The sequence below is a fragment of the Arthrobacter sp. alpha11c genome (assembly GCF_054149985.1).
This window is the reverse complement of the sequence record NZ_CP196747.1, coordinates 4220519-4232227: the sequence shown is the minus strand read 5'-3', so window position 1 is coordinate 4232227 and position 11709 is coordinate 4220519. Positions and strand designations below refer to the sequence as shown.

Annotated in this window: 12 protein-coding genes; 8 read left to right on the top strand and 4 right to left on the bottom strand. The window is 62.2% G+C overall.

What is annotated here, in order from left to right; genetic code table 11:
- Positions 1-6: 6 nt before the first annotated feature.
- A complete protein-coding gene (locus ACTAQJ_RS19670) occupies positions 7-2178 on the bottom strand; it encodes an MMPL family transporter (protein WP_498698668.1) in 2172 nt (723 codons plus the stop codon).
- A 164-nt stretch (positions 2179-2342) separates the two neighbouring features.
- Here ACTAQJ_RS19670 and ACTAQJ_RS19665 point away from each other — a divergent pair, with 164 nt between their 5' ends.
- The 5 genes from ACTAQJ_RS19665 (at position 2343) to ACTAQJ_RS19645 (ending at position 6429) form a co-directional block, all read left to right on the top strand.
- Complete coding sequence (locus ACTAQJ_RS19665) at positions 2343-2852, top strand: MarR family winged helix-turn-helix transcriptional regulator (protein WP_498698666.1); 510 nt, start codon at positions 2343-2345, stop codon at positions 2850-2852.
- 44 nt (positions 2853-2896) lie between these two features.
- Complete coding sequence (locus tag ACTAQJ_RS19660; RefSeq protein ID WP_431116851.1) at positions 2897-3712, top strand: methyltransferase domain-containing protein; 816 nt, start codon at positions 2897-2899, stop codon at positions 3710-3712.
- A gap of 118 nt (positions 3713-3830) precedes the next feature.
- The gene (locus ACTAQJ_RS19655) at positions 3831-4190 is read left to right on the top strand and encodes a YciI family protein (RefSeq protein ID WP_216926769.1); all 360 of its coding nucleotides are present in this window, start codon (positions 3831-3833) and stop codon (positions 4188-4190) included.
- A gap of 1 nt (position 4191) precedes the next feature.
- Positions 4192-5427: an RNA polymerase sigma factor gene (locus ACTAQJ_RS19650; protein WP_498698663.1), complete on the top strand. Its 1236-nt coding sequence runs from the start codon at positions 4192-4194 to the stop codon at positions 5425-5427.
- A gap of 18 nt (positions 5428-5445) precedes the next feature.
- Positions 5446-6429 carry an aldo/keto reductase gene (locus ACTAQJ_RS19645; RefSeq protein ID WP_498698660.1) on the top strand — a complete coding sequence of 328 codons (984 nt, stop codon included), beginning with the start codon at positions 5446-5448 and terminating at the stop codon, positions 6427-6429.
- 40 nt (positions 6430-6469) lie between these two features.
- Here ACTAQJ_RS19645 and ACTAQJ_RS19640 read toward each other — a convergent pair whose 3' ends face one another.
- Positions 6470-7543 (bottom strand): DNA polymerase IV, encoded by a 1074-nt coding sequence (locus tag ACTAQJ_RS19640; protein WP_498698659.1) that lies wholly within the window; start codon positions 7541-7543, stop codon positions 6470-6472.
- A gap of 186 nt (positions 7544-7729) precedes the next feature.
- Between ACTAQJ_RS19640 and ACTAQJ_RS19635 the strand changes: the two genes are divergently transcribed.
- The 3 genes from ACTAQJ_RS19635 (at position 7730) to ACTAQJ_RS19625 (ending at position 9378) form a co-directional block, all read left to right on the top strand.
- Positions 7730-8248 carry a hypothetical protein gene (locus ACTAQJ_RS19635; RefSeq protein ID WP_498698657.1) on the top strand — a complete coding sequence of 173 codons (519 nt, stop codon included), beginning with the start codon at positions 7730-7732 and terminating at the stop codon, positions 8246-8248.
- A 93-nt stretch (positions 8249-8341) separates the two neighbouring features.
- On the top strand, positions 8342-8968 hold the full coding sequence (locus ACTAQJ_RS19630; protein ID WP_498698655.1) for a LysE family transporter: 627 nt from the start codon (positions 8342-8344) through the stop codon (positions 8966-8968).
- A 35-nt stretch (positions 8969-9003) separates the two neighbouring features.
- Positions 9004-9378, top strand: a complete 375-nt coding sequence (locus ACTAQJ_RS19625) for a hypothetical protein (protein WP_498698652.1) — start codon at positions 9004-9006, stop codon at positions 9376-9378.
- Between the two features lie 206 nt (positions 9379-9584).
- Here ACTAQJ_RS19625 and ACTAQJ_RS19620 read toward each other — a convergent pair whose 3' ends face one another.
- Both ACTAQJ_RS19620 and ACTAQJ_RS19615 read right to left on the bottom strand, forming a co-directional pair.
- Entirely contained in the window at positions 9585-10085 is a 501-nt protein-coding gene (locus ACTAQJ_RS19620) for a hypothetical protein (protein ID WP_498698650.1), read from the bottom strand.
- Between the two features lie 586 nt (positions 10086-10671).
- The gene (locus ACTAQJ_RS19615; RefSeq protein ID WP_498698647.1) at positions 10672-11700 is read right to left on the bottom strand and encodes a LacI family DNA-binding transcriptional regulator; all 1029 of its coding nucleotides are present in this window, start codon (positions 11698-11700) and stop codon (positions 10672-10674) included.
- Between the last annotated feature and the right edge of the window lie 9 nt (positions 11701-11709).

The window sequence follows — 11709 nt, the reverse complement described above, 5'->3', positions numbered from 1 at the left end:
AAGGAACTACCGCACGACCGCCGTCCGTTCCTCCTCACGGGGACGCGTCACCGCATCAGGCTGGCGGCCAAGCTTTCCTGGCCACCAAATCCGGTGTCCGATGTCGTACGCGAGTGCGGGCACCAAAAGAGAGCGGACCAGAATTGTGTCCAGCAGCACCCCGAAGGCCACGATGAACGCCAACTGCACCAGGAACATGATCGGAATGACTCCGAGCGCGGCGAAGGTTGCAGCCAACACAACACCCGCGGATGTAATCACACCACCCGTAACGCCCAAACCCCGCAGGATTCCGGGTCGCGTCCCATGCTTCAACGATTCCTCACGCACCCTGCTCATCAGGAAGATGTTGTAGTCCACGCCCAGTGCCACCAGGAAGACGAACCCGAAGAGGGGAACCGTGGCATCGGCACCTGAGAATCCGAAGACGCCGTTGAACACCCACGCTGAAACACCCATTGCTGCCGCATAGGACAGGACCACGGACAACACCAGCAGCACAGGCGCCACAACGGAGCGCAGCAAAAGCATCAGGATGAAGAGGATGACTACCAGGACGATGGGGATGATGACCACCAAGTCGCGCTGTGCGGTGGTGTTGGTGTCCAACGCAGTGGCTGTGACCCCACCGACCAAGGCGCCAGCGTCGGCCTCTTTTACTGCCACCCGCAAGGACTTAACTGTTTCTTCAGCTTGAATCGAGTCGGCGGCAGAGTCGAGCGTCGCATTGATCAGCACCTTGCCCTCACGGACGGCGGGATCGGTCCGAGTGCCCGGGGCGCCGGTGATCGGCACATTTCCGTCAGCCAGGAGATAGGCGTCCCCCACGCCGTCGGCCGCTTTGACCTTGTCCAGCACCTCCTGCGCGGCACCTTCGGAGGCGACCACGACGGCGGGGCTGCCGCTGCCGGCGTCGAAATGCCGCGCCAGCGCGTCCTGGCCGTCCACGGCGTCGGAGGCTGAGAGGATGACGTCCGTTTGGGGGACACCGTTGGCCTTCAATTGCAGGACGCCTGCCGAGGCCACCAGGAGCAGCAGGACCGAAGCCACCCATACAGTCCGTGGCCGCCGGGAAACCAGGGAAGCAGTTGCCCGCCACAGACCCTTTTGCCCCTCAAGTCCAGTAACCAGCTCGGGTTCGCGTTCGTCGTCGGGCAGGAGCTTGGGACGGAAAGGCCAGAAGGCGGCGCGGCCCAGCAGGGCCATGAGCGCCGGGAGGAGGGTAAGCGCGGCGAAGAGCGAGCAAAGGATTCCGGCAGCTGCCACAGGGCCCAGCGCCTTGTTGGAGTTCAGGTCGGAGAAGAGCAGGCAAAGCAGGGCGATGATGACGGTCGCGCCCGACGCGAGGATCGGCTCGAAGGAGGCCTTCCACGCCGCGACCACGGCCCTCGTACGGTTGGTGGTGTGGGTCAGGGCCTCGCGGAATCGGGCCACATACAGCAGCGCATAGTCGGTGGCCGCACCAATCACCAGGATGGAGAGGATGCCTTGGCTCTGGCCGTTCAGCTGGATCCAGCCCAGTTTGGCCATTGCAAACACCAGGAGAATCGCTGCGCAAAGCGCAAAAACCGATGTTAGGAGGACCGCCAGAGGCAGCACGAGTGAGCGGTACACGAGCAGCAGAATGATAAACACGGCGCCGAGCGCGACGAGCAGGAGGATTCCGTCGATGCCGCCGAACGCGTTCACCAGATCAGCGGTCAGGCCCGCGGGACCCGTGACAAAGGCCCGCGTTCCCTCCGGGGCACCCGGCTGAACGACCTCTCGGAGCTCCTGGATCTTGTCGCGCAGCTCATCCGAAGACGCTATTGGCACAATGAACTGGACCGCTTTGCCGTCCTCCGAGGGAAGAGGCCCGACGACGGCGTCCCCCAGTTTGAGCGCCTGAATGTCAGCTTTCAGTTGGGCTGCTTCGCCAAGCTGGGCCGCGGTGAAGGCCGTCCCGTTCTCAACGATGACCACCGCAGGGATCTCTTTGGAGTCCCGGAACTTCGCCTGCCAGTTGCCTGCTTCCGTCGCTTCGGCGCCTGCTGGGAGGAACGACGCCTGGTCATTGGAAGAGACCTCGTCCAACCGCCCGAACGTTGGGCCGCCAACGCCGGCAATACCAAGCCAGATGATGACAAGCACCACCGGCACGAGCCATCGAAGCCAGAATGGTACCTTCTGCGGGTTCATGAGTCCTTCTTCCGAGACGTGACGAAGTCTTTATTCCACCACAGAATATCTCTATCATGGAACTATTCCAAGAGTGAACCATCTACTGATGTCGGGTTCCTGTTGGGCTGGGAGTAATATCCGACAGGGCACTAATCACGGTCGAACGCAGGTGGGAGGGCAAGATGGCTGAAGTTTCAGGCCCGCACCCCGGTGGCGAACGCCCGGAAACAGCGGCGCCCCAGGACTTGGTGCGGCTCCTTCAGGACTTCACCCTCGAAGCCAACCACTATGTCGACGCAGCAGGCGGCCGGAACGATATGCACCGGACGGATCTCAATGCCCTTGCCGTGATCATGCGCCATTCTGCCGCAGGTCGGGTCGTCACGCCTGGCGTCCTGCGCAACGAACTACGCCTGAGTTCGCCCGCCACTACCGCGTTGGTGGACCGGCTTCACGCGTCGGGACACGTAGTGCGCGAACGTGTCGGCACGGACCGGCGCCAGATCCAGCTGGTTATGACTCCAAAGGCCTACAAGGATGGAAGTGCCATGTTCATGCCGCTGGCCATCCGTATGGGCCAGGCCATGGGCGCGTACAACGCTGACGAACTGGACGTTGTCCGGCGCTTCATGACAGACATGATCGAGGCCACCATAGCGGCCCGCACGGGAACCGCGGAGAACGGCAACTAACCGCATTCCGCCGAAATCCCCTGGCGAAGTTGTAGCGTTTCCCTATGAACGCGCAGCAGCCTGAAGATGTTTACACTCACGGGCACCACGAGTCGGTTGTCCGGGCCCATGCCTCGCGGACGGCCGAGAATTCGGCCGCGTTTGTCATTCCGCATCTCACCCCGGGGACGTCGGTCCTCGACGTCGGGTGCGGACCGGGCAGCATCACGTGCGATTTCGCGGGGCTGGTTGCACCCGCGCAGGTCATCGGCTTGGATCGCTCGGCGGACATCGTCGCCCAGGCAACGGAACTGGCAAAGGACCGCGGCGTAGACAACGTGGAGTTCCGAACCGGCAACATCTACGATCTCGAGTTTGAGGACGAGACCTTCGACCTCGTCCACGCCCATCAAGTCCTCCAGCACCTCACCGATCCCGTCGCCGCGCTGCGTGAGATGCGCCGCGTGGCAAAACCGGGCGCGATCGTGGCCGTCCGCGACGCCGATTTCCACGGCATGAGCTGGTACCCGGAAGTCCCCGAGCTCGATGACTGGATGGAGCTCTACCAGAAGATCGCACGGCGTAATGGTGCCGAACCGGATGCCGGCCGTCGATTGGTCTCGTGGGCGCAGCAGGCAGGCTTTGCCCAGGTGGCGCCCAGCAGCAGCAACTGGCTCTACGCCACAGCCCAACAACGGGCATGGCAGTCCCGCGTGTGGAGCGAACGTGTCCTCCACTCCGCCTTTGCCGAGCAAGCCCTCGAATACGGGTTCGCCAATGAGGCCGACCTCGCCCGGATCGCTGCGGGCTGGCACCGCTGGGGAGCCACGGACGATGGCTACTTCCTCATTCCCAACGGCGAGGTGATCGCCCGGGCATAGGTTGCGCGTGAAGGAACTTTCCCAAAAAACTTTGCCGAACCATGTAGAAAAGCGCCCCGCAGTTCCGACCCATGAGTGAAAGCACCCAAACAGGGTGCCACTTCATAAGGAGTTTGAGATGAAATACATGATCATGATGTTCGGGTCCGCCGAGGGCATGATGGAAACCGCCGATCCGGAGTGGGTCAAGGAAATGATCGGGTTCATGATCCAGATCGACAAGGACCTCCGCGATTCCGGTGAACTCGTCTTTAACGCAGGGCTGGCTGATGGCAGCACCGCGAAGCTCGTCAAGCAGACCCCGGACGGCGTCATCACCACGGACGGCCCATACGCCGAGTCGAAGGAGTCGCTGATCGGGTACTGGGTGGTGGACGTGGCCAGCGAGGAACGCGCCGTGGAAATCTGCTCGAGCATCGTCAAGTACTCGCAGGTGGTGGAGCTGCGCGCTATCCCGGACGGTCCCCCGGAGGTCTAGTTTGGCCGTTCTCCCACGCGAGGTTCCCCCACGCGACATTGAGGACCTGCTGCGCACCTTGGCGCCGCAGGTCCTCGGCGTGCTTGCACGCAACCACGGACAGTTCGACGCCTGCGAGGATGCAGTGCAAGAAGCCCTCATTGAGGCCGCCCTGCAATGGCCATCCGGGCTGCCAACAAATCCCAAAGGATGGCTGCTGGCTGTCGCATCGCGCCGGCTGGTTGATGTGTGGCGCAGTGAAAGCGCACGGCGTGCGCGGGAAGAACGCGTCGCCGCCATGGAGGTCAACTTCCAGGACAGCACCGTGTCCGAAGCCGACGACACCCTGACCCTGATGTTCCTGTGTTGCCACCCTTCGATCAGCGCACCGTCGCAAATCGCCTTGACGCTCCGGGCCGTAGGAGGACTCACGACGCCGGAAATCGCCTCCGCTTTCCTCGTCCCCGAAGCGACCATGGGACAGCGCATCAGCCGTGCGAAACAAGGGATCCAGAAGGCGGGCGCCCGCTTCGACATGCCGCCGGCGTCCGAGCGCAAGGCGAGGCTCGGCGTCGTACTTCACGTCCTGTACCTGATCTTCAACGAAGGCTACGCCGCGAGCTCGGGCGACTCACTGCAACGCGAAGACCTCACCACCGAAGCGATCCGGTTGGCACGCCTGCTGGTGAGCGCGGCGCCGGCCGAGTTCGAGGCCACCGGTTTGCTCGCTCTGATGCTGCTGACGGACTCCCGTCGTGCCGCGCGAACCCTGGCTGACGGGATGCCCGTGCCGCTGTCCGAACAGGACCGGAGTTTATGGAACCGCGGGCAGATAGAGGAAGGGATCGCACTCCTGTCTTCCGTACTTGGACGTGGCGCGGCTGGGCCGTACCAACTCCAAGCCGCCATCGCCGCCGTTCATGCGGAAGCGCCGTCTGACGCCGAAACCGACTGGCCGCAGATCCTCGCCTTGTACACGGTCCTGGAAGCCGTAGCGCCCAGTCCCGTGGTGACGCTGAATCGTGCTGTGGCTGTGGCTATGGTCAATGGGGCAGCCGCTGGGCTTGAGCTGCTCGTCGGGCTGGATTCGGCGATCGGTCGGTCGCACCGCCTGGATGCGGTGCGGGGCCACCTATACGAGATGGCGGGCTCATATAAGGAAGCCCGTGCCGCCTACCTCGCCGCCGCCAAGAAGACGGGCAGCCTGCAGGAGCGGCGGTACTTGATGGGGAAAGTGGCGCGAATGGACGAGCACTGACCCCATATAGTCGAATCCATGGAACAGCGCATACTTGGTAAGACCGGCCGGTCGGTGTCCACCGTTGGACTGGGCACGTGGCAACTCGGAGCGGACTGGGGCGACGTCACAGAGGAAGACGCACTTGCCGTCCTGGAAGCCTCGGTTGACGGCGGCGTCACTTTCTTCGACACAGCCGACGTCTACGGCGATGGCCGAAGTGAGCAGCTGATCGGACGCTTCCTGCGCGCCAACCCCGGGCTGGACCTGATGGTTGCCACCAAGATGGGCCGGCGCGTGGACCACGTGCCCGAAAACTACACCCTCGCCAACTTCCGTGAGTGGACGGACCGTTCGCGGCGGAACCTGCAGCAGGACACCCTGGACCTCGTCCAACTTCATTGCCCGCCCTCCGCCGTCTACACGCGGGATGAGGTGTACGACGCACTGGATACTCTCGTCAGCGAAGGCGTTATCCGTAACTACGGGGTCAGTGTGGAGCGGACTGATGAAGCCCTTGAAGCCATCAACCGCGGGAATACGGCGTCCGTTCAGATCATCCTGAACGCCTTCCGGCTGAAGCCGCTCGATGAAGTTCTCCCGGCAGCCGAGCAGGCCGGAGTCGGCATCATCGCCAGAGTGCCGCTGGCCTCCGGGCTATTGTCCGGAAAGTACACGCCGGAAACCGAGTTCGCGGAGAACGACCACCGCAACTACAACCGCGACGGCTCCTCATTCGACGTCGGCGAGACCTTCTCGGGCGTCGATTTCACCACCGGTGTAAAAGCCGCACAAGAGTTCAGCGCGTTAGTGCCCGACGGCGTCAGCACCGCCCAGGCGGCCCTCGCCTGGGTGATCGCCCAGGACGGTGTCAGCACGGTCATTCCCGGTGCTCGTTCGTCAGTCCAAGCACATGCGAACGCTGAGGCGGGAGCCATGCAGCACGTCGGGGCAGGGCTCACCGCCGGGGTCCGGGACATCTATGGTCGGTATTTCCGCGAAGCGATCCACCCGCGCTGGTAGCCGGCCTACCGCCGTCGTGCCTTGCCCAGGCGCTGTGCTGTCACCATCCGCTGCGGGTGGGGGTGTGTCCCTTTCGGGCGTCATCGGGCATCGACATTTCGGCGCGTAGTCCCAGAAGCCGGATGGGACGGTCCGGCTCGATCCGCGCCGTGACGTCCAAGGCTTGCGCGAGGACTTCGTCGCGGTCGAAGGTCTCTGGAATCTTCCTTGCGTAGGTCTTGGTGAAGAACGGGGCGTACCGGACTTTGAGGGTCAGCCCGACCACGGGTCGCCCCTCGGCTGCCACGTCTTCAAGGACCCGCGCTGTCAGCTCCTTGATGGCGTCGCTGATCTGGGAGGGTTCCGTGAGGTCCTGCTGGAACGTGGTCTCGCGGCCGTGTGCGCGGGCAACCCACGGGGTGTCGTCCACCTCGTTGGCGCCCTCGCCTCGTCCGAGCTGCGCATACCAAGGGCCCATCTTGGGGCCGAACTCCGGGACCAAGTCCTGGGGATCGGACGCGGCAAGCTCGGCGACTGTGGTGATGTGGTGCTTTGCCAGCCGTTGCGACACTTTGGGCCCGACGCCCCACAGCTCCTTAGTGGGCTTGCTGCCCATGACGTCGAGCCAGTTCTCTTTGGTCAACCGAAAGATGCCCGCTGGTTTGCCAAAATCTGTCGCATTCTTTGCGCGGACCAACGTGTCGCCGATGCCCACGCTGCAGTGCAACCGGGTTTGCTCCAGGACGGCAGCTTGGATCTGCCGGGCATATGCTTCCGGGTCCTCAGCCTCGATGCCAACAAAGGCCTCATCCCAACCGAGCACCTGAACCTTGGCGCCCGGCTGTGCGCGCAGGGTGGCCATCACTACGTGCGACGCCGCCAGGTAAGCCTCCTGGTCGACGGGAAGGATCACGGCGTCCGGCACTTTCCGGGCCGCTATGCGCAGTGGCATTCCAGAACCCACGCCGAACGCCCTGGCTTCATATGATGCCGTGGATACCACAGCACGTTCCGTGGGGTCCCCGCGGCCACCCACAATGATCGGTTTTCCCGCAAGCTCGGGGCGTCGGAGGACCTCGACAGCCGCAATGAACTGGTCGAGGTCAACGTGCAGTACCCATGGGATTCCGCTCACGGCACCAGTTTGCCCTAAGCCGTGGCCTCCTGACCCTGTTTGGGCTCACGATGCCGGGAAATCAACCCATTTGGGCTTCAACCGGCAGTCTTGGCGGCCAAACAAGGTCAGGACCCAACGCTGGGATTGTCCACATAGGCCAAGAGCATTATTTTCTGCCTGCCAGTCAGGCCATAGCGTCAAATTATGATTATTCAAGCTGGCTTCGACATCCAGGTGCTCGCGCGTCCATACATAGTTCCCAATGAGATACCGCTCAGCAGGCTTGTTGTCATCGGCCTCAATTCCGACATGTGTTTAACCAGCATTGGCATCGCCAGTTATCAGTTTGATGGTTCGCTGGAGCCGCTCTTCGACGACATTTTCGAGGTTCTTACGACGGAAGGGATCAAGTACTTTGCCATCGCCTACGGCGGTTGTTGGCAACATTTCGATTTTGAAAGCGCTGAGCCTTCGCCTGCTGAGACGGAGAAGCTTCGGAGACTGGCAATAGCACGTGGGCTACTCATGATCGGGAACTACGGCATCGATGAGTCGCGGGCAACGGCCGTCGAGCTCCACTCCTTCTTTGACCAACACCGAAGGGATCTGCCTGAAACCATGCTCCACTGGCGCCATTCGAGCCTGTCCAAGTATCCCGAATGCCACTGGTGGCAGGATTTCGTGAAGAGGTACGGACACCTATTGAACTCAAACGGCAACTGAGTCAACGCCCTGGGGTCATTCTGTTGTCCCGAGCGCCAGACTATGTCAGGAAGCAACGCGTCCAAACCACGCACCTCACCGGCATAAGCTGAGATGGTGCAGTTTTCACTTTGGCTGGCCCTGGTTGGCGCCGGCACCCTGATCAGTTTCACTCCCGGCGCCGGAGCCATCTTCACCATGAGCAACTCGCTGAATTCCGGTTTCCGACGCTCCATCTGGGGCATCCTCGGCCAGCAATTGGCCTTGGTGATCCACATCGTCATCGTGGCCTTGGGCGTCGGCGTGCTCGTCTCGAATTCGCCTGTGATCTTCAACATCGTCCGCTACGCCGGCGCGGCGTATCTGGTGTACCTCGGCATCCGACAGTTCCTGCGCAAGCCGGACCTGGACGAGGAAAAGGTGGACAGCCGAAAGAACGAGTCCGGCCTTTCCATGTTCCAACGCGGCGTCTGGGTGAACCTGCTGAATCCCAAGGCAATCGTGTTCTTCCTGGCCTTCATGCCGCAGTTCATCCGGCTGGACCAGCCGCTGCTTCAGCAATATGCCGTGCTGACGGCCACCGTCCTCGTTATCGACATCTTGGTTATGTGGTTCTTCTTCGCTCTGGCCGCGCGTTCATTCCAGCGTTTCACCCACGACGAGCGCGGCCAGAAGGTCCTCAACCGTGTGTTCGGCTGCCTGTTCGTGCTGGTTGGCATCTTGCTAGCGACCATCCACTAGGCACGGCGGCCGGGACACGCTGCTACCGTCGAGGTATGGAAGCGGACTGGATCGAGCACCGACGTTCGGACGATGGCGAGCACGTGGGGTGGATGAAGCCCGCAGGTGACGGATTCGTCGCAATCGACATGCTGGGACGTCCACGCACGGACGAAGTGGATTGGTTCACCGCTGAGGAAACACTCGATGACCTCGGCCTGCGCTACCTCGCCGACCCCCACGAATTGCTACTCGACGACGGCACGTGGCTGCGCGTCCGGATCGCCGAAGTAACACCTGACGCTGTACGGGTGAAGAAGGAAGACTGGGGCGATATGACGGCGCCCCAGATCTATTTCACGGTGTCGCTGCCCGTGACCGATGACCAGCTCCGCCCGCTCTCCCCTCACCCACAGCGGTCACTGCGCTGAACCCATTCGTCAGATGGTGCGGCGCCCGCTCTCGTAGGGCCCGCCTTAGGCAATTGCGTCAGCCGTGGATCGAGGACAAGGGAAGATAAGGCCTTGCCCACTCCGCCGACGGGTGATGCTCCGCTTGCTCCAGACATATTCGCCGCGATTCCACCTTCATCGCGAGCGGCGAGTTTCTGTTATGAGTGTCCAGGGGTCATCTGTTGTCAGCCTTTATTAGCTGACTTACGAACCCACCAGGGCTTTCTGTGGATGTCTGGGCGAACGTGTTCGAGTAGAGCTTCTCGATGTTCTAAGTACCTCTGGCCCGCGATCTTGAAGTCCTCGGAGGGGCCACCCGAGTTATCGTGGACCCAAACATCCGCGGCGCGGCTGACATCGGTTGAGGCATTCGCCAACTCTTCGACCTTTACCCGGATTTTATAAGGCGCCGTTAGTTGCAGATACTGCGCCTGATGTCCCACCTCCCCTATGGCCGCGGTAAGGTCACCCGCCACTTCTCGGGCCTTTTCCTTGTTCTGCAACCGTACTAGCCGTTTCAACCGTCTGGCCGACAAATGGACGTCATCGCAGGCCTTCAAGAGACTGGCGATTCGTTCGAGCAGGTCTTTGCGTCTCTGCTCTTTTCGGTTGCTTCCCTGACCCAACAGGCCGATGCAGGCCCCGACGACAGCACCTATGATTCCGACAAACGGCACGAAGTCCACTAACCCACCCTTATCCCAAGCTGCCGTCCCTCGGCCCAACTTGATCCTAGCCAACGACATCGACCCGGCCTGGGCGATCAAACCTCCTTTATCGAGCCCATCAGGTCAGATGGGTGTCCGGTCAACTCTCACGCTAGCCCCAAGGCAGACGTGAGCTCGGAGATGTAACGGCCCGCGATTTTACTCACGCGGTAACCAAATCAAAACCAGGGGCCGAACTCAGCCAGACGGTTCCCACGACGACGGGCTACTGCGTGAGATGTGGTCGGCTCCCGAGTACCACCTCCGCTGCTAGCCGGCGTTAATCCATGTCGACCCGAAGGCCTCCGTATTACCGTTACCGAGGGATGAGACCCGCTCCGGTCTCGGGCTGAGGAAAGGGACACTGTGTTTGGGCTTCTATCAAACCCGATTTAACGACCCTCTGCGAAGCCGGCGGGACTATCCACTTCGGCCATCCTCCGTAACATTCGACGTGTACCGAAAACGATGAACATGTCGACCAGAATTTACTGTCTCTAAAGGAATCTCTGGCTCACCCCTCGTCTCCCACGCGCCTTTGTTGACGTCGTGGACTTTTACGTAGCTAAGACGTAGAACCCCGCACCACCAGCGAGCTCTCCAGCGTCACGTGCGGCTCCTCCAAATCCAGGCCTTCCATGAGTCCGCGGAGTTGCTCCCCGGCCTTTCGTCCAAGCGGCGTCGCCGGCAGGTGCACGCTCGTGAGGCTGGGATTGCTGGTGGCCGAATACGGGAGATCGTCGAAGCCCGCAACGGCCAGTTCGGCAGGAATCAGGACGCCCGCCACACGCGCTTCCTGCAGCACGCCATACGCATGGGTATCGGTACCGCAGACGACGGCGGTCACCCCCTCACGCTGCCAGGTGGGCCAAGCGTCGGCGAACGCGGCGGCGGCAGCACCGACGTCGATCGCGGTGCTGATGACATGCCCATCGGCAACCAAAAGCCCGCACGCTGCGGCCTCCTCCAGGAAGGCTTCCCTGCGCAGGTGGAAAGTGGTGGTGCCGGTAATGCCGTCCACGTAGGCGGCCCGGGTATGTCCGGACGCGGAGAGGTGCCGGGCCAACTCACGTGCGCCTTGGGCGACGTCGAGGTTTACGGACGGGGCATAGGACTCGAGGCCCGGCGCGTCAAGGAGCACAAGCGGTGCAGCCGCGGACAGGTCCTGAAGAAACTCAGCACTGGGGGCGCCCACGAGCAAGCCGGCCGGACGGAGTGCCAACAACCTGCGGACATCCTCGGCCTGCGGCGACTCCCCTGCGTCGGTCACCGAGAGCAGCAGTTGGTAAGCCGGGCCGAGTGATTCCCGGACGCCTGCGATGACGTTGGCGAAGAACGGGTTGGACACGTCCGGCGTCACGAGGATGACGATGGAGCTGACTCCGCGAGCCAGCGAACTCCCAATGCTGTCAACCACATAGCCAAGTTCGGCGATCGCTGATCGGACGCGTGAGATGTTGTCCTCGGATACTCGTCCTTGCGTCTTACCGTTGGCTACCAATGAGACGGTGGCAGTGGAAACCCCGGCCCGGGCAGCCACCATCGCAGCCGTTACACGGGGCGAGCGGGGGTTCCGCCGATCCAAGGTATCCATGCATCGATC